Below are 26,349 nucleotides of genomic sequence, written 5' to 3'. Positions count from 1 at the left end.
CCAATGACCAGCTTGCGCGATATCCGCTCGACCTTCCTCGATTATTTCGGCCGGAATGAGCACGAGATCGCGGCCTCAGCCCCGCTTGTGCCGCAAGATGATCCCACACTTCTGTTCGTGAATGCCGGCATGGTGCCGTTCAAGAATTATTTCACGGGTGCGGAAACCCCGTCGTCTGTGCGCGCGACATCGTCGCAGAAATGTGTGCGCGCGGGTGGCAAGCATAATGATCTCGACAATGTCGGATATACGGCCCGTCACCATACGTTTTTTGAAATGCTCGGTAATTTCTCCTTTGGTGATTATTTCAAGGAAGAGGCGATCCACCACGCCTGGACGCTGATCACCCGGGAGTTTGCCTTGCCTGCCGACAAGCTGCTCATCACGGTCTATTCCGAGGACGAGGAGGCGCGCACGCTCTGGCGCAAGATTGCAGGTCTGTCGGACGACCGGATCATTGGCATCTCCACCTCGGATAACTTCTGGTCCATGGGTGACACAGGGCCATGTGGTCCGTGTTCCGAGATCTTTTTCGATCATGGCCCCGACGTCTGGGGTGGCCCTCCCGGCTCCCCGGAGGAGGACGGAGATCGGTTCATCGAGATCTGGAACCTGGTCTTCATGCAGTTCGAGCAATTGGAGCCCGGCAAGCGGATTGATCTGCCCAAACCCTCGATCGATACGGGTATGGGGCTGGAGCGCATCGCGGCCATCCTGCAGGGCAAGCACAATAATTATGATGTGGATCTGTTCGCCAATCTGATTGCGGCCGGGGAAGACGTGCTGGGTGTGAAAGCCCAGGGTGAGGCCTTGGCCAGCCATCGTGTGATTGCCGATCATTTGCGGTCCACATGTTTCCTGATGGCCGATGGTGTATCGCCGTCCAATGAGGGACGCGGTTATGTCCTGCGCCGCATCATGCGCCGGGCCATGCGCCACGCCCATCTTCTTGGCGCCAGTGAGCCAGTGATCTGGAAACTGGTCGAGGCGCTCAAAACCGAGATGGGCGATGCTTATCCCGAATTGGGTCGGGCCCAGGCCTTGCTGGAAGACACGCTGAAAATCGAGGAAGAGCGTTTCCAGCGCACGCTCGGTCGCGGTCTGAGCCTGCTTGAAGAGGCCACCGCAGATATGGCGGAGGGGGAAGCCCTGCCCGGTGAAACCGCGTTCAAACTCTATGACACTTACGGATTTCCGCTCGATCTGACCCAGGATGCGCTGCGCGCCAAGGGCATGACCGTTGATGAGGCCGGTTTTGAAACGGCCATGGAGAAACAGCGCGCGGATGCCCGTGCCAGCAAATTCTCCTCGGGTCAGCAGGCGCCGGATACGGTCTGGTTCGGTGTGCGCGAGGCCGCGGGGGCCAGCAATTTCCTCGGATATGAGGGCACTGACGGCGAAGGCACATTGCAGGCCATCGTGTTTGACGGTGCGGAACAGGTCCGCCTGGGCGAGGGCCAGTCCGCCGAGCTGGTGTTCGACCAGACCCCGTTTTATGGCGAAAGCGGCGGTCAGGCCGGCGATACCGGATTGATCACCTTTGCCAATGGCTCGGTGTTCCGCGTGGATGATACCCAGAAACGCGCGGGCGATCTGCATGTCCATGCCGGTGTGCTGGAAAGTGGTGAGATTGTACCCGGTGAGACGGCGCGGCTGGAGGCGGATGCCGCTAAACGCGCCGAGTCGAAAGCCAATCACTCAGCCACGCACCTTCTGCACGCGGCTCTGCGCAAGCGTCTGGGCGAGCATGTGACGCAAAAAGGCTCGTATGTGGGCCCGGATCGCCTGCGCTTCGATTTCAGCCACAACAAGCCTGTGAGCGCCGAGGAATTGCGGACCATCGAGGCCGATGTCAACGCCATCATCCGTCAGAACACCGCCGTGTCGACCCGGTCGATGAGCCCTGAAGCGGCTATCGAGGCGGGAGCGCTGGCGCTGTTTGGCGAGAAATACGGCGATGAAGTGCGGGTTCTCACCATGGGCCGGGAGCTGGCTGACACGGATATGGCCTATTCGGTGGAATTGTGCGGGGGCACACATGTCGAGCGCACCGGGGATATCGGCCTTTTCAAGATTATCGGCGAGAGCGCGGTGTCGTCCGGTGTACGGCGGATCGAGGCCCTGACCGCCGAGGCGGCACGCCTCTATCTTGATGAACAGATGGGCTTTGGCCGACAGGCCGCCGATGCGCTGAAAACGCCCCTTCCGGAGCTTGCCTCGCGGGTCACGGCCCTGATGGACGAGCGCAAGAAGCTGGATCGACAGCTGGCCGAAGCCAAGAAACAGCTGGCCATGGGCGGCGGGGGTTCAGCCGCGCCGGCCGGTCCGGAGGAGATCGGCGGCGTAAGCTTTATCGGTCGTGTGGTTGAAGGCGTCGGTGGCAAGGATTTGCGGGGCCTGGTCGATGAGGCCCGCACCTCCATGGGGGCGTCCGGTGTGGCGGTGTTTATCGGTGTCAATGACGGCAAGGCAGCGCTCGCCGTCGGTGTCAGTGCGGATCTGCATGAGCGTTTCACGGCTGTAGACCTGGTCCGCGCGGGATCAGCCGCTGTGGGCGGCAAGGGCGGTGGCGGTCGCGGCGATTTTGCCCAGGCCGGTGGCCCGGATGGATCCAGGGCCGACGAGGCCCTTGCGGCGATCAAGGCCGTTCTGGCGGGTGCATGATGGCGCGTCCCGGGGCTGATACTCAGCTGGTTGGCGACAAACAGGCCGCTCGCGAGATCGCCGCGCGTCGTGAGAGCTTCAATTCAGCCCTGACGGTCCGGGATATGGAGGCCATTGCGGCGCTGTTGCATGAGGATGTGGTTCTGGTCCCCGGCGATGAGGCCCCTCTGATCCAGGGGCGCCAGGCCCAGCTGGACGCCTGGCAACAGATCTTCGACGGCATGGATCAGGTGACGTATAAACGCGCGCCGGCCCGGATCGACGTCTCGGAGGACGGTCAACTGGCCTCTGAACAGGGGCGTTGGACGGGGGGCTGGACCCAGGACGGGTTCAAGATCGGCTATGTCGGCCGCTATTTTGCAAAATGGCGCTTCGACGGGCTGAACTGGCTGATTGAGGCCGAAACCTTCGTCACCATGAAACGGACCGGCCAGCAGGTCTGATCTTTCGCCTAGAAGGCCAGAGGGATGACACTGCGCGCGACGTCCTCATCCGGTGTGAGCACCGGGCGCGACATGCTGAACCCGCCCGAATAGGGACCGATGGTCCAGCGGCCGGAAATCAGGCTGGCATCGCCATTCAAACGGCCCGTATAGGACACGGTGTGATTCACCCCGCCCGATCCGTCATAGGTTTTGGCGAAGATCACCAGCCCCTGGTCATGACTTCCATCCAGCCAGGCGAGAAGCCGCTCGCACCCGGGCTCGGCGAAGGTGTTTTTTTCGGAGATCTTGCCGGACAGAAATCCGCGCACATCATCCACATTGGCCATGAAGGAGACCGGTTTTCCCCCATCCGCATAGGTGTAGGCGCCAAACCAGACCCCGGTCAGATTCGAGCTCATCGACATTCCCGTAAATATAATATTGTTTTCTTACGGATAAACACCTAACAGGTGAAACCGCATATGTGAACCAATTTTAGATGGTATCACGATCACGAGGTGTGTCGAGCCAGGCTTCCGCCTCTGTGGTTGTGGTGAAAACCCGTTCCTCGGTCACCGTCACTGGTTCCGAAATCAGCTCATAATACGTCATGAGCGCTTCCTGGAGGGCGTCATCCATGACAATCGCCGCACGTGTGCCGGGGCGTACACCGAGACGTTTGTCTGCTGCTACAAAGCCGTTGATCAGGATCTGCCAGCGGTCCGGGGACATGTCGCTGAGATCGATGGAGGAGAATACCGTCATCTGGTCCATGTCAGCGGACCAGTCCGGATCGGTGAGGGCACTTTCATAGGCGCCCAAAACATCGTCCACGGTCATGCGGCCGGTAATGTGCCAGACAATCCGGCGACGCTCCTGATCCAGTGTGTATTGGAATTCCATCACAATCCCCTCATGCGCGAGTGTTCCACGCAGGCTTGAGTCGAACAAGCCTATTTGGGGGGCATGCCCTCCGAGAGCCAGGCCAGGGCATCTGACACCCGGTCAAAAATGCGTTCCGTCACTCGCGAATGCCCGCCATGGGCCAGAACGTAGAGCTGAAGTAGAGGGCGGTGTTCCTCGCGTTCTCCGACAATGGCGGAGAGGACCGGTTCCCCGGTCCGAAAGCGTTGCTGCATCTCGTGCAAGCGTCGTCCGACCGTTCTGATATCCTCAGGCGTAATCTCGCCCAGAAGCGCGGCCCGGCCCAGATGGGTGAGCCGATTGAAGTGTGGATCAAATTCGGGATGCTCGAATATCTCTTCACAAGCTTTGAGAAAGTCGGGAACATTGACCAGACCGTCGACGGACAATCGGATCAGTCGCGCGTCCGCATCAATGCGGATCTCGTAATGCATTCTATCCTCACACACACAATCAGTTTGAGTGACGTCGGGCGACTCAGGGGGAGCTGAATTCACCCGGCGCAGCGTGATATGCGTCAGATTGGGGACGTTACAGTATTTGATTATGCGCGCGGAGTTTGCAGCCAGGCCCGTGCGTCTGTCTCCGATCGAAAGAAACGTTCGTCCACGGGTCGACGCTGGGCCGACAGGGCTTCCCAAAATCGCATCAGCGGTTCGGCGGTTTCATCAGCACAGACAAAGGCCATGCGCACGCGGCGGCCGTCGAGAACGTCCCGGTCAAAGGCCTCGAAACGTGACATGAGCTGGTCGGCGACCTCAGGGGTGAATTCCGCAAGGAATACACGACGATACACCATCAGATAATCGATATCCCTGTGCCAGCCGGGCAGGGCCATGAACTGCTCGCGTGTCTGGGCATAGGTATCGAGATTCAGCGCGCCGCTGACATGGATCTCACAGACACGCTGGTCCGGGGAGATTGTAATGGAATCGATCATTCAGCCACCGGGGGTTGAAGCGAGCCGACCCCATTTAAGGCGCCCGACTCATAGTCCCAAGGTTTTATCCTGCGACAAAATGATCCGTTCACGCAAAGAAAAAGGGCGAACCGCTTGGTCCGCCCTGTCTCTGTGCTCTGACGACACCGATCAGACGGTCTCGGCCATGGCCAGTTTGAAGCGCTCGTCCACCTTGTTGAGGAAGCCTTCCGTCGACAGCCAGCCTTGTTGATCTCCGACCAGCAGGGCCAGGTCCTTGGTCATGAAGCCGGCTTCCACCGTCTTGATGATCGTGTCTTCCAGCGTCGTCGCGAAGGCCATGACCTGCTCATTGCCATCCATGCGGCCCCGGTGCGCCAGACCCCGGGTCCAGGCAAAGATCGAGGCGATGGAGTTGGTGGAGGTCTGCTCACCACGCTGATGCTGGCGGTAGTGACGTGTCACAGTGCCGTGTGCGGCTTCTGCTTCCACCGTCTTGCCGTCCGGAGACATCAGCACGGAGGTCATCAGGCCAAGAGAGCCAAAGCCCTGGGCGACGGTGTCGGACTGGACATCGCCATCATAGTTTTTACAGGCCCAGACAAAACCACCGGACCATTTCATGGCCGCAGCGACCATGTCATCGATCAGGCGGTGCTCGTAGGAAATCCCTTTCGCCTGGAAGGCATCCTTGAATTCAGCGTCGAAAATCGCCTGGAAGATATCTTTGAAGCGACCATCATAGGCTTTCAGGATGGTGTTCTTGGTGGAGAGATACACCGGCCAGCCGCGCTGCAGGCCGTAATTCATGCTGGCGCGCGCGAAGTCCTTGATGGATTCGTCGAGGTTATACATGCCCATGGCCACGCCGGAGCTCGGGAAGTCGAAGACTTCGCGCGTGACCGGCTCGGAACCGTCTTCCGGCACGAAGGTCATGGTCAGCTTGCCGGGGCGGTCGACGAGGAAATCCGTCGCACGATACTGGTCACCGAAGGCGTGACGGCCGATCACCATCGGCTGCTGCCAGCCCGGAACCAGGCGCGGCACGTTGGAGATGACGATCGGCTCACGGAAGACCACGCCGCCGAGAATATTGCGGATGGTGCCGTTCGGGGAGCGCCACATTTTCTTGAGGCCAAACTCCTCAACACGCGCTTCGTCCGGCGTGATGGTGGCGCATTTCACGCCCACACCGTAATGTTTGATGGCTTCAGCGGCTTCGACGGTGATCTGGTCATCCGTCTCATCGCGCTTTTGCATGCCGAGATCATAGTATTTCAGATCAATGTCGAGATAGGGCAGGATCAGCTTGTCCTTGATCATCTGCCAGATGATGCGGGTCATTTCATCGCCGTCGAGTTCGACGACCGGAGTATCGACTTTGATCTTCGCCATGTTTCACGTCCTTAATTTGGGAACCTGTTTTGCGCGCGCTATAGCAGACCCGGATTGAAGTGCAAAAGCCTGAACTGAAGGAAGCGGTGATGAAGTCTGGTGTCCGGACACTCTTTTTGGCGATCATGGTGGGGGTGTCGGCGTGTGTGCCCGCGTCCAACGATCGAGCGCAATCCCTGGAACTTATTGAAGATACACAGGTAACGGCGGTTGTCACGGATCTGGGGGAGGGTCAGTTCGAGGTCGAGTATCGCTTTGCAGAGCCCCATGATGTGTTTGTGTTCGCCAGATCGCAAACTGAGTATCGCACCGAGGCCTGGCGTCCGATCGATACCCAGACCCCGGTCGAACGTGTCGCGGGCATGGATGCGCTGATCTTTGACCGCCCGGTCTCAAGCGCCCGTTTCCATGTTCAGGCCCGGCCCGATCTCGACTATGCCGGTTATGCGCATTTCACCGCGTTCTCTGATGGCGGGCTGGTCCTGTTTACCGGTCAGTTCGAACTGCTCCTGGCGCAAAGCCGGGAGTCGATCGAGGCCATGCAGGGCGATCTCAACCAGTTTGACGGTGTCCAGCCCCGGACCGGCGTGGCCGTGCGTTCGCTCCGCCCCATGATCGCCCATGGTCGCTCGATCGCGGAAGAGGCGGTGGATGTGTCGCTGGGCGGGGGAAGTTTTGTCTATATCGGCGACGGGGATATCGAGACCACGCCAAACTATGCCGGGTTGATCGATCCGGGCACGCCGGACTGGCTCAAGACCCGGTTTGAAAGCGATATGGCCTATCTGTTCGACCGTCTGGAAACGGGTTGGGGTTATGGGCTGGATGCGCCGGCCACCTTGATGTTCGCCTTTGGTGGGCATGACCATCCGGGCTTTTCCAACAAGGGCGGGGTCCAGGGGCGGCAATTGATGATCCGGTCGTCAGGCGAGGCCCTGCGGGAAGAGGATCCGTTTATCCATGCCTATCTGTTGTGGTTCTTTGCCCACGAGACGGTGCACCTCTTTCAGAACGTAAAGGGCGCGCGGCTGGCGGAGAGCTTTGACAGCTGGATCCATGAGGGCGCAGCCAATGCCATGGCCAATCGCATCATGGCGGAACAGGGCGACAGCGCGGCGGCGTATCTGCAATACAGTTTTTCCAACGCTTTGGAGACCTGTGTGGCATCGCTGGAGAACGGCAATCTGCAGGGCGCGGAACAGCGCGGCGAGTTCGACGCCTATTATGCCTGCGGTGAATTTGTGGCGCTCATCCTGGACGCGGGAACGCCGCAGGGCGATCTCTATGATATCTGGAACCGCATGCTCGATCTGGCGGTCGAGGAGACCGAAGAGGACACGGTGCCCGAATATGATCGCGAGACCTATCTGCGTGCCGCTATCGATCTGGGACTGGACAGCGCAACCGCAGACTGGATCCGCGTGCTGACGACCTATCCGCTGGCTGATCCGCGGGTCGAACTGATCACAAAGCTTGAAGAGATGGGGCTGAACCCGCAATTCGATGACGAGAACCGTTTAACCGCCATCACCTATCCGGACGCATGACCACACCACCTTCCTTCATCCTGCATACCCCCCAACTGGGCGAAAACATCGGCGCGGCCTGTCGTGTCATGGGAAATTTCGGCCTGAATCGTCTGATCATTGTCGATCCTCGTGATGGCTGGCCCAATGACAAGGCCGTCACCATGGCCGCCGGATCGCCGGTATTGGACGAGGCGCGTGTGGAGTATCGACTGGAGGACGCTTTGGCCGGGTTCACCCGTGTCTATGCCACCACAGCCCGCCCGCGCGGCATGGAGAAACCGGTCCTGACGGCCCGTCAGGCCATGTCCCAGATCCGCGCGGCGAGCCAGGCCGGAGAACGGGTGGCGGTCATGTTCGGCGGTGAGAAATCAGGCCTGCCCAATGAGGCGGTCACCCTGGCCGATGCGATCATCACCTTGCCGGTGGACCGCTCCTTCTCCTCGCTCAACCTGGCCCAGGCCGTGGCCGTGTGTGCCTATGAGTGGACGGCCGAGGAGGGCGCGCCTGTCGAGTTCGAACCCGTGTCCGAGATTGCCGATCGGGAAGATCTGGAACGCATGTTCGTGCATTTCGAGACAGAGTTGGAGCGGGCCGGGTTTTTCTATCCGCCCGACAAGACGCCCTTGATGACCCAGAATCTGCGCAATGCCTTCATTCGCGGCCGCTGGACCGAACAGGAAGTGCGCACCTTCCGCGGCGCCGTCAAGGCACTGGCGCTGGGACGCGGCAAGGCCCGCATCGTGCGCGAGGATTAGGTCGTTTTTCGCCTGCACTGACGGTGTTGTGCACACAACACGCAATGGGTGTGTCGGGGGTGTTTGTCGGGGTGTGTTGCTTGGCTCTTTGTTTGCCCGCTCGTTTGTTTCGCGCCTCATCCGCAGTTTTTAGACACGCCCCTCATCCGGCGCTGCGCGCCACCTTCTCCCCACTGGGGGAGAAGGATTCTTGTCACCCTCTCCCTCCCGGGGAGAGGGTGCCGAGTGAAACGAGGCGGGTGAGGGGCTTCAAAAACGAGCAGGTGAGGGGCCTCAAAAATCGAATGAGGGGTGTGAAACCTACTCAGACGGCCCGTCTGACGCCGTCTGTGCGCGCACCAGGTCTTCATTGAATTCCAGCAGCAGGTCAGGCGCTTCCAGGCGTTTGTGATTGCCTTGCACCGCCAGGGCGAGGCCCGTGCGGCTGTCATAAATGGCGGCGCTGCGGTGACCGGCAAAATCCCCGCCATGGAACAGGCGATAGGCCTCATCCTCATAGATGCGCACAAACACGCCCAGCCCGTAGCCGATGCGAAGCTCTGCATTGAGCATGTTGGGCTCGGCGATCATCAGAGCCCGTTCTGCGGCAAATTGCTCGCTGCCCAGCGCGTGATAGAGCCGTGCCAGATCGGCCGGTGTCGTCACCAGACCGCCGCCCGCCCATTCCCAGGCGAGATTGGCGTTGAGTTCGCCGGGTTCACCGGTGGCCCGGGCGCCGAACGTGCCGCGATCATACCCCACCGCCAGTCGGTCATAAGTGCGTCCGATCAGGCTTTCCGTGTCGGCCATGCCCACCGGCTCGATCACGCGGGTGCGAACCAGATCGGCATAGGTCTCGCCGGTGGCCGCTTCGAGCACGAGGCCCACGACAATGTAATGGGTGTCGGAATAGGCATAATGAGCGCCGGGCACGCCCTGGGCCTCGGTGCCGGTGATGTAATCGATCAGTTCGGCGGGCTGGAAACCCTGCTCACGTCGCCCGCCCCGCGCGGTATGGAAGCGCCAGTTCTCCAGATAATCAGGAATTCCGGCAGAATGGTTCAGCAAGTGACGCAATGTGATCTGGTCGGCCTGGGCCACCTCGCGCCAGACCGGCACGTCGCTTAGCCAGGGAGAGACCGGAGCATCGAGATCCAGCACACCCTCATTGACCAGCTGGGCGGCGATGAGGGCGGTGACGGTCTTGCCGACACTGGCGGACAGGAAGCGGGTGGTCTCGTCCGCCGCAGGGCCTCTGCGCTCCACCTGCCCCGTGGCCTGGCGCAGCAGGGTCTCACCATCAAACATCGCGGCACTCACCGCCGTTGCATCGCTGGACGCATGAGCGGTGTCGACAAAGGTCTCAAGCCGGGTTTGCCGGGTCACCTCGCCCTGTGCCGCGTTCTGTGCTGTGCTCTGGGCGCTGACGGCTCCTGACAGGCTCATGGCAACAGACACGCCTGTCGCAAGGACGGCGAGGATGGCGAGGCGGGGGCGAAACATGGCGACAACTCCAACTATCCGTTTGCGACAATCCAACCATTGTGGCGTGAAGACAAGCCCGTTATGACTGCCATTCAAGTGAGCGATATCAGCCACCCGTCCGGGATATTCATGAAAATCAGGTCCAGCGTGAAATGGGGGCTGTTTGCCGCCTCAATCCTCGTGTTTGTTGTCGTGGTTCGCGTGTGGCCCCATGCGGAAAACTGGATGGCCGTCGACACCTGTCTGGATGCCGGGGGACGCTGGGACCACCAGCTCCATCACTGTCAGCTTGACGATGTGATGGATGGAAGCGGTTCGGACCGGGATGCCCAGAGACCCTGATCCTCGCCGGACAGGGTGAGGGATTGAAAGCGAATCGACGGCGGTCTGACGGACCTCGTCGATGCCGGTATTGCGTCCCGCGTCGTCTCCGTGGCGTGCAGCCAGACGCTTGACATTCCCTGCGCAGACAGTAGAAACCCCGCTTTCCTGCGTCCGCGCAGGCCAATACGGGTGATGCGGATACCGCCGTTGCAATCGTGATCTCAATCGGGAGATCGCCGGACCGCGTCGAACATAGAGAGAGAAGAATGTCGAAGCGTCATTCTCAGAAATATAAAATCGACCGTCGCATGGGTGAAAACCTGTGGGGTCGTCCGAAGTCTCCGATCAATGCACGTCCTTACGGCCCCGGTCAGCACGGCCAGCGCCGCAAAGGCAAGATGTCCGATTTCGGCGTTCAGCTGATGGCGAAGCAAAAGCTGAAAGGCTATTACGGCGACATCACCGAGAAACAATTCCGCCGCACCTATGACGAAGCCGCACGCCGTAAGGGCAACACGGCTGAAAACCTCGTCGGTCTGCTGGAATCCCGTCTGGATGCTGTTGTCTACCGGGCCAAGTTCGTTCCGACCGTCTTTGCGGCGCGTCAGTTCGTCAACCACGGCCACGTGAAGGTGAATGGCGTCAAGACCAACATCCCGTCCTACCGCTGTAAGCCGGGCGACGTGATCGAGATCCGCGAACGCTCCCGTTCCATGGCCCTGGTCCTGGAAGCCCTGGAAAGCCCCGAGCGCGATCTGCCGGAATATATCGACCTGGATCCGAAGGCCATGAAAGTGACCTTCGCCCGCGTGCCGGAATTCTCTGAAATTCCGTACCCGGTTCAGATGGAACCGAACCTCGTGGTCGAATTCTACTCCTCGTAAGTTTTCGAGGACGCACCAAATTGGAAAACCCGCTGGTTTCGGCCAGCGGGTTTTTTCATGCGCGTCAGTCTCGAGCCGGAGCGTGCGGGACCGGTCCAGGGAGCCGAACCGGCCTCACGGGCGCGGTCTAGACGATCGGTTCGACGGTGACCTGGTTGGTGTAAAAACCCAGCCGACCCTGGATGCCGAGGATATGTTCGAACGGGGTCTCATAGGTCCACACCGCATTGTCCAGGCGGGTGCCGTCAGCACGCTGGACATGGAAATACGTGGCCTCGCCCTTGTAGGGGCACCAGCTGGTACGATCTGAGGGCGTCAGCTTGCTCATATCGATATCGTTACGGTCCACATAGAGCACCGCGGGATAGTCTGCCTCGCGCACTTCGCGGGCGTCTGCACGGTCTGCCAGCACTGTGTCCGCCGCATAGACACGCACGGTGATGGAGGTGTCATCCAGCACAAGGGGATGGTTCGGTCCGGGCTGACGCACCGGCCGGTCGAGTGTCTGGGTCATGGGTTTGGCCTTCCTGTTGAGCCTGCCGGAGCAGGCGGGATCAGGCGGCGGGCACCAGGCCTTTATCCTTGAAATAGGTCTGAAGCTCGCCGCTTTCGAACATCTCCTTGACGATGTCACAGCCGCCCACGAACTCGCCCTTGACGTAGAGCTGGGGAATGGTCGGCCAGTTGGAGAAATCCTTGATGCCCTGGCGAACCGCGTCGTCTTCCAGCACGTTGACGCTGGAATACTCGACTTGCAAATGGTCCAGAACCCGGGACACGACGGAGGAGAAACCGCATTGCGGGAAAACCGGCGTGCCTTTCATGAAAAGCACGACGTCGTGTGAATCGACGGTTTTCTGAATGCTGTCCTGAACGGCTTCGCTCATGGCTTAACTCCTTCGTCTTCTGGCCAACAGCTAGGTAGTCGCCCCGGGACCCACAAGTCCAGCGAGGCGTGCATTGGCCTGCATATGGGGGATGCGTGAGGTCATTGTTAGGGCGCAGTCGATCTCTTGCGCATCAAGCGCAAACTCCAGGGCCTGGGCCGGAGTGATGTCGAGGGGGGGCGATGAAAGCCCGGTCAGGCGATGCTTGACCCGTCGGGCCAGCGTCCACAAATCGGCGGGCCGCAACGGATTGGTGTGACCGCGACGTGCGCCGGCCATCACCTCGATACCGGCCACAAAGAGCCCGGCATTGTGTGCCGTGCGCAGCCGGGCGCGCTGGCGTGTATCCAGCCCGGCATGAAAGGGCGCCATGATCCCTTCTATGGCGTCGATTTCCAGCGCAGTGTCGAGCTCGCGCCCGCGCCCGCACACGCCGACATGGCGGATCATGGCCCGGGATTTGAGATCAGCGAGGCGCGCAAGAAGAGCCGGATTTGTCAATTCGTCGGGCGAGGGACCATGAAGCCACAACCAGTCCACGTAACACGTACCCAGTCGTTCCAGACTGCGCACAAGCGAAGCCTCGATGCCGTCAGCTGAAAAATCCCGCTCTCGATGTTCCGTAATACCGGCCTTGGTGGAAATCAGTGCGGTGGGACGCTGTGATCCCAGGGCCTTGCCCAGTCGCGTTTCGCCTTCACCCTGTCCGTAGGCGGGGCCGGTATCAAACAGGGTAATGCCCGCGTCCAGAGCGGCCTGGATGAGGGCCTGCGTCTGGTCCGCCGGGATGAGCGGCGTGGTGTGCGGGCCGGTAATGCCCAGACCCAGGGAGGAGGGGCGGATCATGCGCGCGGCCCTTAGGCGTCAGGCCCCGTCCGGTGTTCGGGTCTCAAGGGCCAGGGCGTGCAGCTCATTGCCCATCTTGCTGCCCAGGGCCGCATAGACCAGCTGATGCTGGGCGACCCGCAGCTTGCCCTTGAAGGCCGCACTGGTGACCGTGGCCTTCCAGTGATCATTATCTCCGGCCAGGTCTTCCATCACGACATCCGCATCGGGAATGCCGGCCTTGATCAGGGCGATAATCTCGTCGGCGGGCATGGGCATGATGGTGTCCTCTCAGGCTTTAGGCAGGGCTGGGGCGTCAGGTCCGGTCTGCGGGCTCACGCGGCTGTGACAGGTGATCACGCGGGTCCAGCTAGAGCGTGAACCCATGTGTGTGTCTATTTCTGTCTTCAGCACATATGACGGGGGCGTTGGAGAAACAAGCTGCGCGCCACAGGCGGGAGGGTGAAATGAGCTTTACAATGATGAGCAAGGCCGGTCTGCGACTGGTTCTGGGACTGGTCAATCTGGTTGTTCTGGGTCTGGTCATGACGAGCGTGGCCGAAGCCGGTCCGCAATATGTCGGCCGGGATGGTCTGGCCGTGGGCGGGTATGATGTCGTGTCCTACCATACGGGCGAGACACCGGTGGAAGGGCTCGAAACCATCACCACCCAATACAATGGCGTCACCTGGCAGTTTGCCAGCGAAGCCAATCGCGATCTCTTCCTGGCCGATCCGATGCGGTATGCGCCGGCTTATGATGGTCACTGCGCCTATGCGGCCGCTCATGGCAACAAGACGCGAACCGATCCGCTGGCCTATGCCGTGGTGGATGACGTGCTCTATCTCAATTTCTCGCCGCGCATTCAGAACCGGTGGGCAGAGGATGTGCCCGGATATCTCGAACGCTCCGAGGCCAACTGGCCGGAGCTGGTGGATGAGCCCGCGGCACGACCGAGCCGCTGGGGTGGCTAGCAAACCGCATTAAACATTTGAAGGACTGTGTGTTCGCCCTTGGGCCGGGCGCCCGGAACGTGCGATCATCCTCCCCGGAAGAGATTGGAATTCATGGGGATGAGATGAAACACCGTCTGTTTATCGCAGCCGCGGCCAGTGCTCTGGTCGCGGCCTGTACACCGCCGCCGTGTGCAAATACGGCCGAGGGATGTGGACCGTCAGCGGATGCACCGGCCGATCTGGCCAGCCTGTATGGCGACACAACGCTTTCGCCCGAAGCCACCACAATTGATGCCCAGCAGGCGCTCGACGATCTGCAGATCCTGGCCAGTGATACAATGGGCGGGCGTGAGGCCGGCACAGAGGGCAATGCCCTCGCGCGGTCCTATATCACCGAACGCCTAACCTCGATGGGGGTGGGGCCGATGGGGGAGGGTTTTGATCACCCCTTTGATTACCGCCTGCGTGTGGATGACGGCCAGGTTCACACCGGCATCAATATCCTCGCCCTGATCGAGGGCACGTCCGACAGTGACCGTTTGATGGTGGTCTCGGCTCATTATGACCATGTCGGGATTCGCGAGGGCGACGTTTATAACGGTGCTGACGACAATGCCTCCGGTGTGGCCGGTGTGCTGGCCGTCGCAGCGGAATTCATGGCCAACCCGCCTGAGCATGATGTGATCCTGGCCTTTTTTGATGCCGAGGAGCGCGGTCTGCAGGGCGCGCGGGCCTTTGTCATGGATCCGCCGGTGGATCAGGATCGCATCACGTTCAATCTGAATTTTGACATGATCGCCATGTCGGACGAGCGCAAGCTGTGGGCTGTGGGCACCTATCACTATCCCTCGCTCAAACCGCTGGTCGAACACGTGGCGGCAGACGCCCCGGTGGAGCTGCCGATGGGGTTTGACGAGCCCACCGACGAACCGGGCGGGGACTGGACGATGTTGTCGGACCAGGGCGCGTTTCACGCGGTTGGCATACCGATCATCTATCTGGGCGTGGATTTCCACCCGCATTATCACCAGGCCACGGACGAGTTCGAGAATATGACGCTCGATTTCTTCCAGGATGCGGTGGAAACCAGTGTGCGTTTTGCTGTCGTGATGGACGAGGCGCTCGACACGGTGGGCGAGGCCGAGGGGCGCTAGCCCCTCTCGCCCGTTCGTCTAGGCCCGTTCCTCTGGGCCCGTGCGTCTAGGCCTGTTCGGGTTTGACCAGTCCGGGCAGGCCGTCGATCGAGGTGGCGTTGGTGTCATAGCGCCGCGCCGCCCACTCCTCCTGGGTGCGATGATCATTATAGCGCTTGAGCTGATCACGCTCGCCCTTGAAGTCGTAAAAGGGCACACCCCAGCCGCAACTGTCCTGCACCCGGTGAATGCGGGCTGTGATGACCGCGCGGGCCTTCGAGATCTGCGGAAACAGGGCGGCCTTCTCGGCGAAACCGGACTCTTCAAACGTCACCGCCTGACCCGTGCCATAGAGACGCAGGATATTGGGCGCTCCGTCATAGGCGCAGAACATGAAGGTGATGCGCCCGTTCTCGCGCACATGCGCCAGGGTTTCCACGCCCGAGCCGCCCAGATCCAGATAGGCCACCTCATTGGGGCCCAAAATCTTGAAACTGTCATAGCCCTTGGGGCTCATATTCACATGTCCGTCCGGTCCGGACGGGGCGGTCGCCACGAAGAACATCTTCTGCGCGGCGATGAAGCCCGCAATGCGGTCATCAATGCTGTCAAATACCTTGGCCATGGCCTTAATCTAGGCACGATACCGCCCGAGCGAAAGAGGCCCGCCCTTGACCTTTTGAACGGTTCGGCGCATGTCCCGCGCTTCTCCACACCTGCCCAAACGGAGGCTTCGCGCCATGATCCCTCGCTATACCCGTCCTGAAATGGCCGCAATCTGGTCGGACCAGAACAAATACAAGATCTGGTACCTGATCGAGGCGCATGCGACGGAGAAACTGGCCGAGCTGGGTGTGGTGCCGCAATCAGCGGTCGATGCGGTGTGGAAAGCCAAGGATGTCGAATTTGATGTCGACCGGATCAATGAGATCGAGGCCGAGGTCAAGCATGACGTGATCGCCTTCCTGACCCATCTGGCGGAACATGTCGGCGAGGAGAGCCGGTTTGTGCACCAGGGCCTGACCTCGTCGGATGTGCTCGATACCTGTCTGGCCGTGCAGCTGAAACAGTCGGCGGACCTGCTTCTGGTGGGGCTCGACCGGGTCCTGGCCGCGTTGAAGACCCGCGCCGAGGAGCACAAATTCACGGTCTGTATCGGTCGCTCCCACGGTATTCATGCCGAACCGACGACGATGGGGCTGAAATTCGCGCGCTTTTATGCCGAGTTCAAACGCAATCGCGACCGTCTGGTGGCCGCGCGTGACGAGATCGCCACCTGTGCCATCTCCGGTGCCATCGGTACGTTTGCCAATGTTGATCCGGCTGTTGAGGCGCATGTGGCCGAACAGATGGGGCTGACGGTGGAGCCGGTCTCGACCCAGGTCATTCCGCGTGATCGCCATGCCCACTATTTCGCCGTTCTGGGCCTGATCGCCTCAGCCATCGAGAATGTGGCTGTGGAAGTGCGACATCTGCAGCGCTCGGAAGTGCGTGAAGCGCAGGAGTATTTCTCCAAGGGCCAGAAGGGTTCCTCGGCCATGCCGCACAAGCGTAATCCGATCCTGACGGAAAACCTCACCGGTCAGGCGCGCCTGGTGCGCTCGGCCGTGGTGCCGGCCATGGAGAATGTCGCCCTGTGGCATGAGCGCGATATCTCGCACTCCTCGGTCGAGCGCGGGATTGGTCCGGACGCCAATGTGCATCTCGATTTCGCCCTGCACCGCACGGCGGGGATGATCGAGAAACTGGTCGTGCATGAGGATCGTTGCCGCGAAAACCTCGAGGCCTATGGTGGCATCCACAATTCCCAGCGTGTTCTGCTGGCCTTGACCCAGGCCGGGGCCTCGCGCGAGGACAGCTATCGCCTTGTACAGCGCAATGGCATGAAAACCTGGGATGAGGGCGGCAAGCTGGTCGAGCATCTCAAGGCCGATGAGGGTGTGACCGCGCTGTTGTCGGACGCGCAGATCGAGGCCTGTTTCGACGAGGGCTACCACCTCAAACATGTCGATACGATTTTCGCGCGGGTCTTTTCCGACTAGGCGACAGGGTATCGACCAGGCGAGAGAGTAAATCCGGTCTTCTGTCCGCGATCCTGTATCCGCGGTCTGACACAGCTGTGATCAGATGTGGGGTGACGGGAGCGGGACGCGGTCTTACATGTCAGATGAAGTGTGATTACGGGCGATGTTCGCCCGGCCTGTCGGAGTGTCTTTCATGCGCGTGTCCCTGATCCTGCTAGCCGGCCTGGCCGTGTTCATGGTGCCCAACTTCCTGCGTTCGGACTGGACTTCGAGTGCACAGGCGGAAAGCCTGGAGGGTGAGCCGCGCCTGGTTGCGGCCATGTTCCGCTCGTCCTGGTGCAGTGCGTGCCGGGTGCTTGAGCCGCGTGTCGAGGATGTGCGCGAGGATTATGCGGACCGATCCGTGGAGTTTGTGCGGTTCGACTTCACCTTGGGGCGGCGCGACAGCCTGCGCGAACGGGCCGAGGCGGAAGGCATTGTCGAGGTATTTGACGAGCTGGAAGGTCGGACGGGTTTTCTGGTTCTGATGGATCGCGAGACCGGTCAGGTCTTCGAGATCGTGACGATGCGTTATGGGCGCGAGGAGATCCGCGAGGCGTTTGATCGCTGGCTGTTTGTGACCGAGGATCGCGGCGCGTCGACCTAGCCTGATCGTCGACCATCTTCCGGCACAGGCAGGTGCTCGGCCAGATAATCCAGAAACACCCGAATACGCGGCGGCAGATTGCGGCGTGAGGGATAGAGCGCATAGACGCTTTGCGGGGGCAGGGCATAGTCTTGCAAGACCTCCACCAGCGCACCCGATGCCATGGCATCATTGGCGACGTAATAGGGCACACGGGCCAGGCCCAGACCCCGGCGCGCCATTTCGGCGAGCAGGCGGGGCTGATTGCCGACAAAATCCCCGCTCACCCGAATGGAGAGGGGTTTACCCTGGTCCTGGAACCGCCAATAGCCCGGTTCGACAAGCCCGGCATTGTCCAGACAGTTATGGGTATTGAGTGCGCTGGGATGGCGCGGTTCGCCATGGCGTTTCAGATAGTCCGGTGCGGCCACCACGATATTGGGCATGTCCGTCAGCTTGCGCATGGTCAAGCTGGAATCGGTCAGCGTTCCCACACGAATGGCCAGATCAAACCCTTCCTCCACCAGGGCCACACGTCGGTCTGACAGATCCAGTTCCAACCGGATTTTGGGATGCAGGGTCTGAAAATCGGCAAGGTGCGCCGCCAGTCGCATGAGACCAAAACCGGTCGGTGCCGTGAGACGGATATTGCCGCTCAGGGCCTGCTGGGCAGAATGCACTGCGGCAATCATCGCTTCATACTGGTCCAGCCAGTCCCGGGCATCGGTGAGATAGGCTCGGCCAGTTTCCGTCAGGCTGACACTGCGTGTGGTCCGATGCAGGAGCTGGGCGCCCAATTCCTCTTCCAGCTGACGGATCTGACGCGAGACCAGCTGGGTGGATGCGTTCAAACGTTTGGCGGCAGCGGTGAAGGAGCCCTGTTCGGCGACGGCCAGAAAAGTACGATTGCTCTGAAGCATGTCCATGGCATTATCACGATTTGTTTGATTATTATTCGCTATAATGCCTGATTATCACGACAACTCAAGATCGCTATCTCCTGCGTGTCAACACGGCCTCCCCCGGGCCCATCACAGGAGCGACACTCATGTCGAACGCCATCACTCTTTATTCTTTCCCCCTGTCCGGCCATGCCCATCGCGTGCGTCTGTTCGCCAGCCTCGCGGGCATTAATCACGAGGTCGTGGATGTCGACCTGGCCAAGGGCGAGCAATCCGGTGCCGATTTCCGCGCCATCAACCCGTTCGGTCAGGTGCCGGCCATGCGCGATGGCGAGACAGTGCTCGCAGATTCCAACGCGATCCTGCTCTATCTCGCGCGCAAATATGCGCCGGACTGGTATTCCGACGACATTGAAACCCAGGCCCATATCCAGCGCTTCCTGTCTGTTGCTGCAGGTCCGATCGCCTATGGTCCGGCCGCGGCCCGCCTGGTGAATGTGTTTGGTGCCGGTCTCGACAAGGCCCAGGCCCAATCGGTTGCCGAATGGGTGTTTGAACGCCTCGACGCCCATCTGGAGGGGCGCGAATGGGTGGCCACCGACCGTCCGTCCATCGCCGATATCGCGCTCTATTCCTACACGGCTCACGCGCCGGAAGGGGATGTCTCGTTGGAGGCCTATCCCAACATCCGCGCCTTCCTGGCCCGGATCGAAGCCTTGCCGGGATTTGTCGGCATGCCGAACACCCCGGTCGGTCTGGCCGCGTAACCCCGCCACTTCACGTCTTTGAGGGAGGACAGCATGGCACTTGATGGATGGATTTTGGAGAGCTCACCCTTTCACGACGGTGAGATCTATTTTCAGAAGAAGACCGGACATGATGAGGTGATGGACCGTTTCGGCCGTCGCGTGATCCGTCAGGCCTTGCCCGAACAGCATCGGGACTTCTATCGCCAGCTGCCCTTTCTTGCCCTGGGTGCAGTCGACCAGGAGGGCTGGCCCTGGGCCAGCCTGGTCTTCGGTTCGCCCGGCTTTGCCCAGTCCCTCAAGAAGACTGACCTGTCCCTCGCGCCCGATCCTTTGCCCGGAGACCCTGTCCTGGACGTTCTGGCAGAGGGCGAGGCGGTTGGTCTTCTGGGCATTGAGCTGCACACCCGGCGTCGCAACCGCATGAACGGACATATCACCGGACGCGACGCCCATGGCTGGCGCATCCAGGTCGATCAGTCGTTTGGCAATTGTCCGCAATACATCCAGGATCGCGGCCTGCAGATGCTGGGACTGGATGCCTATCAGCCCGGTGAGCCGCAATATGGCGAAGCGCTGTCAGACGCCGACCGGGCCATGATCGAACGCGCGGATACTTTTTTCATAGCCAGCTATGTGCCGCGCAAGGACCACCCTGAGCGTGAGGGCGTGGATGTGTCCCACCGGGGCGGGCGCCCGGGTTTTGTGAAGGTCGAGGAGGATGCGCTGATCATCCCCGATTTCACCGGCAATTATCACTTTAACACGCTGGGCAATCTGCATGCCCATCCGCGAGCCGGGCTGTTGTTTGTCGATTTCGACAGTGGCGACATGCTTTTCCTGTCCGGCGAGGCCGACGCGGAATGGGATGATCCTGACCAGGCCTATTTTCGCGGTGCCGAGCGGGTCTGGCGGTTTGTACCGAAAAAACGGGTCCGTATTGCCGGGGCCTCGCCCTTGCGCGGTGCGCTGGAGGAGATGTCGCCCAATTCCAGCCTGACCGGTACCTGGGCTGAAGCGCGGGCCCTGGCCGAGGCCGAGCGTCTGCGCGAGACCTGGCGCCCCTATCGTGTGGCGAAAATCGTGCCGGAAAGTTCGGTGATCACGTCTTTTTATCTGGAACCGGATGATGGCGCCGTGCGTCCCGGTTTCGAGCCGGGCCAGTTTCTGCCCATTCGTGTGCCGGCCGGTGAGGCGGGCGACGCCTTGGTGCGCACCTATACAATTTCCTCCGCGCCGGACGAGCCCGGATTTCGCCTCTCCATCAAGCGGGAGGAGGCGATGGCGGACCGGCCTGCCGGACAGGTCTCCAGCTGGATGCACCGCCAGCTCCAGGTCGGAGATGTCATCGAAGCGCGGGCTCCGCGCGGTGCGTTCACCTTCGAGACCCGGGGGGAGCGACCGGCGGTTCTGATCGGGGCCGGTGTCGGTATCACGCCGATGATGTCGATGACCCGGCAGGCTGTGATCGACAGTGTGCGTAATCGGTATCTGCGCCCCCTGACGGTGATCCAGGCCACCCGGAATGCCCGCGACCGAGCCTTTGAAAACGCCTTCCAGCGCATCTCACGCCAGACCGAGGGACAGGTGCGCTATGTGCGCGTCACCTCTCATCCTGAAACCAACGAACCCGGCCTCGATGAGCCGGACCACTGGACGGGCTACATCTCGCCGGACCTGCTTCGCGCAACCCTGGCCCTGGATGATTACGAGGTCTATCTGTGCGGTCCGCCCCCCTTCATGCAGGCGGTCTATGACGCCCTGCGCACGTTGGGTGTGGCCGATGCGCGGATTTTCGCCGAGGCCTTCGGACCGGCCAGTCTGACCCGTCAGCCCGATGCCGGAACCGCCCCGGCGCAGCCCGATCCGGTTGCAAAGGAGGCTCTGGTGCATTTCAAGGCCTCCGACGTGGAGCAGCGCTGGACGCCTGAAGAGGGCAGCCTGCTCGATCTGGCGGAAAATCATGGCCTGACGCCCGCGAGCGGATGTCGGAACGGGGCGTGTGGTTCGTGCCGTGTTGGTTTGCTCAAGGGCAAGGTGGCCTATGACAGCCCGCCTGCGGCCGGTGTGACGGAGGATACGGCGCTGATCTGCTGTGCCCGTCCCGCCGAGGGCTCGGACAGTGTCGAGTTGGATCTCTAGGCCCGGATCGTTGATGCCAGCCAGAGTTCAGACATGAAAAAGCCGGACGCGGGTGTTCCCGGTCCGGCTTGTTTCGTGCGGTGTGCGCGAAATTCCGGCGATCAGCCTTCGTTTTGCACCTGCTCGCGGGCCGTGGCCATCAGCTCGTCCATTTTATGGCGCAGCAGGTGGTCGGACAGCTCGACGGATTTGGCATCCAGGTCGGCGCGGACCTTGCGGAAGACATCATCATCGCCCGCTTCCTCGAAATCGGACACGACAACGGTCTTGGCATAGGCCTCGGCTTCATCGCCCGTGATGCCCATCAGGTCTGCGGCCCACAGACCGAGCAGCTTGTTGCGGCGGGCATTGGCTTTGAATTCGAGCTGTTGGTCGTGAGCGAATTTGTTCTCAAAACCTTTTTCGCGATCATCCATGCCGGTCATGGCGGGTCTCCTGAAAGCGGATCAACAGATAAGGACTGGCTGTCTCGTTAGCTTGGTGCAGCCGCGAAATCAATGTGCTGGCGACAGACAGGGTGCCGCACCGCAGCTCGCCATTGCGACAATCGCTGTGCGAGGATATTTTCCACGCCCGACGCGCGGTCCGGATATTGATTCGGGCCGCCCTTTTATTTCCGCCCCGCCTGGCAGATCCAGCTGCGGGCGCCAGGGAGATACCGCCATGTCCCGCCGCAAGAAGCTTTATGAAGGCAAGGCCAAGATCCTCTATGAAGGTCCTGAGCCGGGCACGCTCGTCCAGTATTTCAAGGATGATGCGACCGCTTTCAACAATCAGAAACACGCCACGCTCGAGGGCAAGGGTGTTCTGAACAATCGGATCTCCGAATACATCATGCTGGGGCTGGGCCGGATCGGAATTCCGACGCATTTCATCAAACGCCTCAATATGCGTGAGCAATTGGTGCGCCAGGTCGAGATCATTCCGCTGGAAGTGATCTGTCGCAATGTCGCCGCCGGCTCGATGTGCAAGCGTCTGGGTCTGGAAGAGGGGCAGCCTCTGCCGCGCTCCATCGTCGAATTCTGCTACAAGAATGACGATCTGGAAGACCCGCTGGTCACCGAGGAACACATCGCGGCCTTCAACTGGGCGAGCCCCCAGGAGATGGATGATCTGATGGCGATGACGCTGCGGATCAATGATTATCTGTCGGGCCTGTTTGCCGCTGTGGGCATTCAGCTGATCGATTTCAAACTCGAATTCGGTCGTCAGTATGAGGGTGACATGGTGCGCACCGTGCTGGCCGATGAGATCAGCCCGGACAGCTGCCGCCTTTGGGATATTGAAAGCGGTCAGAAGCTGGACAAGGACCGGTTCCGCCGCGATCTGGGCAATGTCACCGAGGCCTATGCCGAAGTGGCCCGTCGCCTGGGCATCATCAAGCCCAATGGCACGGCTCCGGCCAATGATACGGGCGCGGGTACGGATAACGGCGAGGACGAATAGTCCCGCTTGCCCGACGGGCGATTTACCCTGATCCTGCAGGCGGGCCTGGTGCAGCAATTGCCAGGTCTGCCTGTGCACACTAGAACGGCGCCAACCGACTCAATCGCGGAGCCCTGAGCTCCGTCCGAGCGAGCGCCTGATATCTGCAAGCGAGAGAGATCCCGTGAAAGCCAAAATCCACGTCTATCTGAAACCCGGTGTTCTTGACCCCCAGGGCGCGGCTGTGGCCGGTGCACTGAATAATATGGGCTTTGACGAGGTGTTGGCGGCCCGCCAGGGCAAGCTGATCGAGCTGGACCTGAGCGGCGATGATGCGCTTGCCGCGCAGGCGCGGGTCGACGAGATGTGCCAGAAGCTTCTCTCCAACCCGGTGATCGAGAGCTACTCGATCGAGATGGTGTAGGGCGGGCCGATGAAATCAGCTGTCATCGTCTTTCCCGGGTCGAATTGCGATCGCGATGCCCATGACGCTATTGAACGCGTGACCGGCGAGAAACCGGCCATGGTCTGGCACCAGGACACCGCGCTGCCCGAGGGTACGGAATTTGTGATGGTGCCGGGCGGGTTTTCCTATGGCGACTATCTGCGGTGTGGCTCGATGGCGTCGCGCTCGGCGATCATGCCGGCCATTATCGCGCATGCGCAGAGCGGCGCTCCGGTTCTGGGGGTGTGCAATGGCTTCCAGATCCTGACCGAGGCCCAGCTTCTGCCCGGAGCGCTGATGCGCAATGCCGGCCTGAAATTTGTCTGCGAGAAAACTCCGCTGTCCGTCACCAATGGCAATACGCGCTTCACCTCGCGCTATGAGGGCCAGTCGGACCTGATCATCCCGGTCGCTCACCATGACGGGAATTATTTCGCCGACACCGACACGCTCGACCGTATTGAGGGCGAGGGCCAGGTGGTGTTCCGCTATGGTCAGAACCCGAATGGGTCCGCGCGCGATATCGCCGGTGTGGTCAATGCACAGGGCAATGTGCTGGGCATGATGCCTCACCCGGAACGCGCCGTGGATGCCGATCATGGCGGCACGGATGGTCTGGCCCTGTTTGAAAGCCTGCTGGGGAGCGCGTGATCCAATGACCCAATACGCTGACGGCATCACCGCCGAGATTGTCGCCGAACACGGTATCAATGATGAGGAATATGCCATCATCCTCGACCGGCTGGGGCGTGCGCCCAACATGGTCGAGCTGGGTATTTTCTCGGTCATGTGGTCGGAACACTGTTCCTACAAATCCTCACGCGCGCATCTGGGCAAGTTTCCCACCACCGGTGAGAACGTCATCCAGGGGCCGGGCGAGAATGCCGGTGTGATCGATATCGGGGATGGCCAGGCGGCCATTTTCAAGATGGAAAGTCACAACCACCCCTCCTTCATCGAGCCCTATCAGGGTGCGGCGACGGGTGTGGGCGGCATTCTGCGCGATGTGTTCACCATGGGCGCGCGTCCGGTGGCCCTGATGAACGCGCTGCGCTTTGGGGCGCCGGAACATGAAAAGACCCCGCATCTCGTGGATGGTGTGGTCGCGGGCATTGGCGGTTATGGCAATTGTGTTGGTGTGCCCACGGTGGGCGGCGAGACCAATTTCCATGCCGGTTACAATGGCAATATTCTGGTCAATGCCATGGCTGTGGGTCTGGCCGAGACGGATAATATCTTCTACGCGCGCGGTGCCCAGCCGGGTCAGCCGATCGTCTATGTCGGGTCCAAGACCGGCCGCGACGGCATTCACGGCGCCACCATGGCGTCCGCCGAGTTTGATGATGAGAGTGAAGAGAAACGCCCCACGGTTCAGGTCGGCGATCCCTTCGTCGAGAAAAAGCTGATCGAGGCCTGTCTCGAACTCATGGCGACCGATGCCATTGCCGCCATCCAGGACATGGGGGCGGCGGGCCTGACCTCGTCCTCGGTTGAAATGGCGGATAAGGGCGGTATCGGCATCCGTCTCGACATGGATACCGTGCCTCAGCGCGAAGAGAACATGACCACCTACGAGATGATGCTCTCGGAAAGCCAGGAGCGCATGCTGGTGATCATGAAGCCGGGCCGCGAAGATGTGGCCAAGGCGATCTTCGAAAAATGGGAGCTGGACGTGGCGGTGATCGGTGAGACCACCGATACCGGCCGTATGGTGCTGGTGCACAAGGGCGAGACGGTGTGTGATATCCCGATTGCGCCGCTGGCCGATGATGCGCCGAAATATCACCGCCCCTTCTATGCGCCGGAAGTGCGCGCGCAGATCGATGCCAAGGATGTGGCCCAGCCCGGTCATATGGGCGAGGTTTTGTTGAGCCTGATGTCCAGTCCGGACTTGGCGTCCAAGGCCTGGATCTACAACCAGTATGATCGTCATGTGATGGCCGATACGGTGGCCAGTTCGGAAGATCCCTCCGATGCGGCGCTGGTGCGGGTGCACGGCACCGACAAGGCGCTGGCGATCACGACCGACTGCACACCGCGCTATTGCCAGGCCAACCCCTATGAGGGGGGCAAACAGGCCGTGGCAGAAGCCTGGCGTAATCTCACCGCAACAGGCGCCGATCCGATCGCGATCACCGATTGTCTCAATTTCGGCAATCCGGAACGCGAAGAGATCATGGGTCAATTCGTCGGATGTATCGAAGGCATGGCGGAGGCGTGTGAGCGTCTCTCCTTCCCTGTCGTGTCGGGCAATGTGAGCCTGTATAACGAGACCAATGGTGTAGCCATTCCGCCGACCCCGGCTGTGGGCGGTGTGGGCCTTCTGCCGGACATGTCCAAGCGGGCCGGTTTTGGCGGCATGGGCGAGGGCGATATCCTGCTGGTGATCGGCGAGTGCGCCGGGGCCATGGGCTCGTCCATCTATCTGCGTGTGGTCGAGGGCCGTGAAGATGGCGGCGCCCCGCATGTGGATCTGGACGTCGAGAAACGCAATGGCGATTTTGTGCGTGGTCAGATCCGCGCCGGTCGCGTGACCGCTTGTCACGATATCGCCGATGGCGGTCTGGCTGTCGCCGCAGCGGAAATGGCCCTGGCCTCCGGCATGGGTATCAAGCTGGCGCACGAGCCCAGCAGTGATGTGCCCATGCATGGTTTCCTGTTTGGCGAGGACCAGGCGCGCTATCTCATCGCAGCCTCCAAGGACCAGGCGATCGCCATCATGGACGATGCCCGTGCGGATGGTGTTCCGGTCCAGGTGATCGGTCTGACCGGCGGCACGGCGATCACGGTCAATGGCGCCCATCCGCTGGAGCTGGACACGCTGCGCACCGCCCATGAGGGCTGGATGCCGGCGATGATGAGCGCCCAGGCTGCCGAATAGGCGTCAGCCCATCTGACATGAAAACCCCGCCGGATCGCATCCGGCGGGGTTTTTTGTGGCGACACAATCGGCTTC

At 61.0% G+C, this 26,349-nt stretch carries 29 protein-coding genes; 16 read left to right on the top strand and 13 right to left on the bottom strand.

Annotation, left to right across the window (positions count from 1 at the left end; translation table 11 throughout):
* Positions 1-3 precede the first annotated feature (3 nt).
* Both alaS and RMQ97_RS09895 read left to right on the top strand, forming a co-directional pair.
* Positions 4-2,664 carry an alanine--tRNA ligase gene (alaS, locus tag RMQ97_RS09900; protein ID WP_413660714.1) on the top strand — a complete coding sequence of 887 codons (2,661 nt, stop codon included), beginning with the start codon at positions 4-6 and terminating at the stop codon, positions 2,662-2,664.
* Positions 2,661-3,107: a nuclear transport factor 2 family protein gene (locus tag RMQ97_RS09895; RefSeq protein ID WP_413660713.1), complete on the top strand. Its 447-nt coding sequence runs from the start codon at positions 2,661-2,663 to the stop codon at positions 3,105-3,107. Before alaS ends, RMQ97_RS09895 begins: the two co-directional genes overlap by 4 nt.
* Before the next feature lie 8 nt (positions 3,108-3,115).
* Here the strand turns inward: RMQ97_RS09895 and RMQ97_RS09890 are convergent, their stop codons facing one another.
* From RMQ97_RS09890 to RMQ97_RS09870, 5 genes are all read right to left on the bottom strand, one after another.
* The gene (locus RMQ97_RS09890) at positions 3,116-3,508 is read right to left on the bottom strand and encodes a hypothetical protein (protein ID WP_413660712.1); all 393 of its coding nucleotides are present in this window, start codon (positions 3,506-3,508) and stop codon (positions 3,116-3,118) included.
* Positions 3,509-3,584: 76 nt separating this feature from the next.
* Positions 3,585-3,992: a hypothetical protein gene (locus tag RMQ97_RS09885; RefSeq protein WP_413660711.1), complete on the bottom strand. Its 408-nt coding sequence runs from the start codon at positions 3,990-3,992 to the stop codon at positions 3,585-3,587.
* A gap of 50 nt (positions 3,993-4,042) precedes the next feature.
* Positions 4,043-4,447 (bottom strand): hypothetical protein, encoded by a 405-nt coding sequence (locus tag RMQ97_RS09880; RefSeq protein ID WP_413660710.1) that lies wholly within the window; start codon positions 4,445-4,447, stop codon positions 4,043-4,045.
* 110 nt (positions 4,448-4,557) lie between these two features.
* Positions 4,558-4,953, bottom strand: a complete 396-nt coding sequence (locus RMQ97_RS09875; RefSeq protein WP_413660709.1) for an STAS/SEC14 domain-containing protein — start codon at positions 4,951-4,953, stop codon at positions 4,558-4,560.
* A 150-nt stretch (positions 4,954-5,103) separates the two neighbouring features.
* On the bottom strand, positions 5,104-6,327 hold the full coding sequence (locus RMQ97_RS09870; protein WP_413660708.1) for an NADP-dependent isocitrate dehydrogenase: 1,224 nt from the start codon (positions 6,325-6,327) through the stop codon (positions 5,104-5,106).
* Between the two features lie 89 nt (positions 6,328-6,416).
* Here RMQ97_RS09870 and RMQ97_RS09865 point away from each other — a divergent pair, with 89 nt between their 5' ends.
* Both RMQ97_RS09865 and RMQ97_RS09860 read left to right on the top strand, forming a co-directional pair.
* Positions 6,417-7,874 carry a hypothetical protein gene (locus RMQ97_RS09865; RefSeq protein ID WP_413660707.1) on the top strand — a complete coding sequence of 486 codons (1,458 nt, stop codon included), beginning with the start codon at positions 6,417-6,419 and terminating at the stop codon, positions 7,872-7,874.
* Positions 7,871-8,611, top strand: coding sequence for an RNA methyltransferase (locus tag RMQ97_RS09860; protein WP_413660706.1), 741 nt, complete (start codon positions 7,871-7,873; stop codon positions 8,609-8,611). The genes RMQ97_RS09865 and RMQ97_RS09860 overlap by 4 nt, the downstream gene beginning before the upstream one ends.
* A 300-nt stretch (positions 8,612-8,911) precedes the next feature.
* Here the strand turns inward: RMQ97_RS09860 and RMQ97_RS09855 are convergent, their stop codons facing one another.
* Positions 8,912-10,093 (bottom strand): serine hydrolase domain-containing protein, encoded by a 1,182-nt coding sequence (locus tag RMQ97_RS09855; protein WP_413660705.1) that lies wholly within the window; start codon positions 10,091-10,093, stop codon positions 8,912-8,914.
* Between the two features lie 78 nt (positions 10,094-10,171).
* On the opposite strand from RMQ97_RS09855, the gene RMQ97_RS09850 reads away from it, so the two are divergent.
* Both RMQ97_RS09850 and rpsD read left to right on the top strand, forming a co-directional pair.
* Positions 10,172-10,417, top strand: a complete 246-nt coding sequence (locus RMQ97_RS09850) for a hypothetical protein (RefSeq protein ID WP_413660704.1) — start codon at positions 10,172-10,174, stop codon at positions 10,415-10,417.
* A 248-nt stretch (positions 10,418-10,665) separates the two neighbouring features.
* The gene (gene rpsD, locus RMQ97_RS09845; protein ID WP_413660703.1) at positions 10,666-11,283 is read left to right on the top strand and encodes a 30S ribosomal protein S4; all 618 of its coding nucleotides are present in this window, start codon (positions 10,666-10,668) and stop codon (positions 11,281-11,283) included.
* 127 nt (positions 11,284-11,410) lie between these two features.
* On the opposite strand, the gene RMQ97_RS09840 is transcribed toward rpsD, so the two are convergent.
* The 4 genes from RMQ97_RS09840 to RMQ97_RS09825 are packed head-to-tail and all read right to left on the bottom strand — an operon-like array spanning position 11,411 to position 13,274.
* Positions 11,411-11,797 (bottom strand): DUF427 domain-containing protein, encoded by a 387-nt coding sequence (locus RMQ97_RS09840; RefSeq protein ID WP_413660702.1) that lies wholly within the window; start codon positions 11,795-11,797, stop codon positions 11,411-11,413.
* A gap of 40 nt (positions 11,798-11,837) precedes the next feature.
* Positions 11,838-12,170 (bottom strand): Grx4 family monothiol glutaredoxin, encoded by a 333-nt coding sequence (gene grxD, locus RMQ97_RS09835; protein ID WP_413660701.1) that lies wholly within the window; start codon positions 12,168-12,170, stop codon positions 11,838-11,840.
* 30 nt (positions 12,171-12,200) lie between these two features.
* Positions 12,201-13,016, bottom strand: coding sequence for an aldo/keto reductase (locus tag RMQ97_RS09830; RefSeq protein ID WP_413660700.1), 816 nt, complete (start codon positions 13,014-13,016; stop codon positions 12,201-12,203).
* A gap of 18 nt (positions 13,017-13,034) precedes the next feature.
* Positions 13,035-13,274: a BolA family protein gene (locus tag RMQ97_RS09825; RefSeq protein WP_413660699.1), complete on the bottom strand. Its 240-nt coding sequence runs from the start codon at positions 13,272-13,274 to the stop codon at positions 13,035-13,037.
* A gap of 188 nt (positions 13,275-13,462) precedes the next feature.
* On the opposite strand from RMQ97_RS09825, the gene RMQ97_RS09820 reads away from it, so the two are divergent.
* Both RMQ97_RS09820 and RMQ97_RS09815 read left to right on the top strand, forming a co-directional pair.
* Positions 13,463-13,969: a YHS domain-containing (seleno)protein gene (locus RMQ97_RS09820; protein WP_413660698.1), complete on the top strand. Its 507-nt coding sequence runs from the start codon at positions 13,463-13,465 to the stop codon at positions 13,967-13,969.
* A 104-nt stretch (positions 13,970-14,073) separates the two neighbouring features.
* The gene (locus RMQ97_RS09815) at positions 14,074-15,105 is read left to right on the top strand and encodes a M20/M25/M40 family metallo-hydrolase (protein WP_413660697.1); all 1,032 of its coding nucleotides are present in this window, start codon (positions 14,074-14,076) and stop codon (positions 15,103-15,105) included.
* A gap of 46 nt (positions 15,106-15,151) precedes the next feature.
* Here the strand turns inward: RMQ97_RS09815 and RMQ97_RS09810 are convergent, their stop codons facing one another.
* A complete protein-coding gene (locus tag RMQ97_RS09810) occupies positions 15,152-15,709 on the bottom strand; it encodes a pyridoxamine 5'-phosphate oxidase family protein (protein WP_413660696.1) in 558 nt (185 codons plus the stop codon).
* A 115-nt stretch (positions 15,710-15,824) separates the two neighbouring features.
* Here RMQ97_RS09810 and purB point away from each other — a divergent pair, with 115 nt between their 5' ends.
* Entirely contained in the window at positions 15,825-17,126 is a 1,302-nt protein-coding gene (gene purB, locus RMQ97_RS09805) for an adenylosuccinate lyase (protein ID WP_413660695.1), read from the top strand.
* 175 nt (positions 17,127-17,301) lie between these two features.
* A complete protein-coding gene (locus RMQ97_RS09800) occupies positions 17,302-17,754 on the top strand; it encodes a thioredoxin domain-containing protein (protein ID WP_413660694.1) in 453 nt (150 codons plus the stop codon).
* On the opposite strand, the gene RMQ97_RS09795 is transcribed toward RMQ97_RS09800, so the two are convergent.
* Entirely contained in the window at positions 17,751-18,659 is a 909-nt protein-coding gene (locus RMQ97_RS09795) for a LysR substrate-binding domain-containing protein (RefSeq protein WP_413660693.1), read from the bottom strand. The two genes, RMQ97_RS09800 and RMQ97_RS09795, sit on opposite strands and share 4 nt — an antisense overlap.
* 122 nt (positions 18,660-18,781) lie before the next feature.
* Between RMQ97_RS09795 and RMQ97_RS09790 the strand changes: the two genes are divergently transcribed.
* Positions 18,782-19,402: a glutathione S-transferase family protein gene (locus RMQ97_RS09790; protein WP_413660692.1), complete on the top strand. Its 621-nt coding sequence runs from the start codon at positions 18,782-18,784 to the stop codon at positions 19,400-19,402.
* A 33-nt stretch (positions 19,403-19,435) separates the two neighbouring features.
* The gene (locus RMQ97_RS09785) at positions 19,436-21,523 is read left to right on the top strand and encodes a pyridoxamine 5'-phosphate oxidase family protein (RefSeq protein ID WP_413660691.1); all 2,088 of its coding nucleotides are present in this window, start codon (positions 19,436-19,438) and stop codon (positions 21,521-21,523) included.
* Between the two features lie 101 nt (positions 21,524-21,624).
* On the opposite strand, the gene RMQ97_RS09780 is transcribed toward RMQ97_RS09785, so the two are convergent.
* Positions 21,625-21,948, bottom strand: a complete 324-nt coding sequence (locus tag RMQ97_RS09780) for a DUF1476 domain-containing protein (protein WP_413660690.1) — start codon at positions 21,946-21,948, stop codon at positions 21,625-21,627.
* A gap of 238 nt (positions 21,949-22,186) precedes the next feature.
* Here RMQ97_RS09780 and purC point away from each other — a divergent pair, with 238 nt between their 5' ends.
* The 4 genes from purC (at position 22,187) to purL (ending at position 26,274) form a co-directional block, all read left to right on the top strand.
* Entirely contained in the window at positions 22,187-22,969 is a 783-nt protein-coding gene (gene purC / locus RMQ97_RS09775) for a phosphoribosylaminoimidazolesuccinocarboxamide synthase (protein ID WP_413660689.1), read from the top strand.
* 163 nt (positions 22,970-23,132) lie between these two features.
* Entirely contained in the window at positions 23,133-23,372 is a 240-nt protein-coding gene (gene purS / locus RMQ97_RS09770) for a phosphoribosylformylglycinamidine synthase subunit PurS (protein ID WP_413660688.1), read from the top strand.
* A 9-nt stretch (positions 23,373-23,381) separates the two neighbouring features.
* The gene (gene purQ, locus RMQ97_RS09765) at positions 23,382-24,044 is read left to right on the top strand and encodes a phosphoribosylformylglycinamidine synthase subunit PurQ (protein WP_413660687.1); all 663 of its coding nucleotides are present in this window, start codon (positions 23,382-23,384) and stop codon (positions 24,042-24,044) included.
* A gap of 4 nt (positions 24,045-24,048) precedes the next feature.
* Positions 24,049-26,274 (top strand): phosphoribosylformylglycinamidine synthase subunit PurL, encoded by a 2,226-nt coding sequence (purL, locus tag RMQ97_RS09760; protein WP_413660686.1) that lies wholly within the window; start codon positions 24,049-24,051, stop codon positions 26,272-26,274.
* Positions 26,275-26,349: the final 75 nt, after the last annotated feature.

Origin of the sequence: Maricaulis sp. D1M11, assembly GCF_047308265.1 — a bacterium.
GTDB lineage: Bacteria > Pseudomonadota > Alphaproteobacteria > Caulobacterales > Maricaulaceae > Maricaulis.
This window is presented reverse-complemented; position numbering and strand designations above follow the sequence as displayed.

Bases quoted from the DNA above. Each gene is read 5' to 3' on its own strand.
- alaS (WP_413660714.1), top strand. From the start codon at position 4: ATGACCAGCTTGCGCGATATCCGCTCGACCTTCCTCGATTATTTCGGC.
- RMQ97_RS09895 (WP_413660713.1), top strand. From the start codon at position 2,661: ATGATGGCGCGTCCCGGGGCTGATACTCAGCTGGTTGGCGACAAACAG.
- RMQ97_RS09890 (WP_413660712.1), bottom strand. From the start codon at position 3,508: ATGAGCTCGAATCTGACCGGGGTCTGGTTTGGCGCCTACACCTATGCG.
- RMQ97_RS09885 (WP_413660711.1), bottom strand. From the start codon at position 3,992: ATGGAATTCCAATACACACTGGATCAGGAGCGTCGCCGGATTGTCTGG.
- RMQ97_RS09880 (WP_413660710.1), bottom strand. From the start codon at position 4,447: ATGCATTACGAGATCCGCATTGATGCGGACGCGCGACTGATCCGATTG.
- RMQ97_RS09875 (WP_413660709.1), bottom strand. From the start codon at position 4,953: ATGATCGATTCCATTACAATCTCCCCGGACCAGCGTGTCTGTGAGATC.
- RMQ97_RS09870 (WP_413660708.1), bottom strand. From the start codon at position 6,327: ATGGCGAAGATCAAAGTCGATACTCCGGTCGTCGAACTCGACGGCGAT.
- RMQ97_RS09865 (WP_413660707.1), top strand. From the start codon at position 6,417: ATGAAGTCTGGTGTCCGGACACTCTTTTTGGCGATCATGGTGGGGGTG.
- RMQ97_RS09860 (WP_413660706.1), top strand. From the start codon at position 7,871: ATGACCACACCACCTTCCTTCATCCTGCATACCCCCCAACTGGGCGAA.
- RMQ97_RS09855 (WP_413660705.1), bottom strand. From the start codon at position 10,093: ATGTTTCGCCCCCGCCTCGCCATCCTCGCCGTCCTTGCGACAGGCGTG.
- rpsD (WP_413660703.1), top strand. From the start codon at position 10,666: ATGTCGAAGCGTCATTCTCAGAAATATAAAATCGACCGTCGCATGGGT.
- RMQ97_RS09840 (WP_413660702.1), bottom strand. From the start codon at position 11,797: ATGACCCAGACACTCGACCGGCCGGTGCGTCAGCCCGGACCGAACCAT.
- grxD (WP_413660701.1), bottom strand. From the start codon at position 12,170: ATGAGCGAAGCCGTTCAGGACAGCATTCAGAAAACCGTCGATTCACAC.
- RMQ97_RS09830 (WP_413660700.1), bottom strand. From the start codon at position 13,016: ATGATCCGCCCCTCCTCCCTGGGTCTGGGCATTACCGGCCCGCACACC.
- RMQ97_RS09825 (WP_413660699.1), bottom strand. From the start codon at position 13,274: ATGCCCATGCCCGCCGACGAGATTATCGCCCTGATCAAGGCCGGCATT.
- RMQ97_RS09820 (WP_413660698.1), top strand. From the start codon at position 13,463: ATGAGCTTTACAATGATGAGCAAGGCCGGTCTGCGACTGGTTCTGGGA.
- RMQ97_RS09815 (WP_413660697.1), top strand. From the start codon at position 14,074: ATGAAACACCGTCTGTTTATCGCAGCCGCGGCCAGTGCTCTGGTCGCG.
- RMQ97_RS09810 (WP_413660696.1), bottom strand. From the start codon at position 15,709: ATGGCCAAGGTATTTGACAGCATTGATGACCGCATTGCGGGCTTCATC.
- purB (WP_413660695.1), top strand. From the start codon at position 15,825: ATGATCCCTCGCTATACCCGTCCTGAAATGGCCGCAATCTGGTCGGAC.
- RMQ97_RS09800 (WP_413660694.1), top strand. From the start codon at position 17,302: ATGCGCGTGTCCCTGATCCTGCTAGCCGGCCTGGCCGTGTTCATGGTG.
- RMQ97_RS09795 (WP_413660693.1), bottom strand. From the start codon at position 18,659: ATGGACATGCTTCAGAGCAATCGTACTTTTCTGGCCGTCGCCGAACAG.
- RMQ97_RS09790 (WP_413660692.1), top strand. From the start codon at position 18,782: ATGTCGAACGCCATCACTCTTTATTCTTTCCCCCTGTCCGGCCATGCC.
- RMQ97_RS09785 (WP_413660691.1), top strand. From the start codon at position 19,436: ATGGCACTTGATGGATGGATTTTGGAGAGCTCACCCTTTCACGACGGT.
- RMQ97_RS09780 (WP_413660690.1), bottom strand. From the start codon at position 21,948: ATGACCGGCATGGATGATCGCGAAAAAGGTTTTGAGAACAAATTCGCT.
- purC (WP_413660689.1), top strand. From the start codon at position 22,187: ATGTCCCGCCGCAAGAAGCTTTATGAAGGCAAGGCCAAGATCCTCTAT.
- purQ (WP_413660687.1), top strand. From the start codon at position 23,382: ATGAAATCAGCTGTCATCGTCTTTCCCGGGTCGAATTGCGATCGCGAT.
- purL (WP_413660686.1), top strand. From the start codon at position 24,049: ATGACCCAATACGCTGACGGCATCACCGCCGAGATTGTCGCCGAACAC.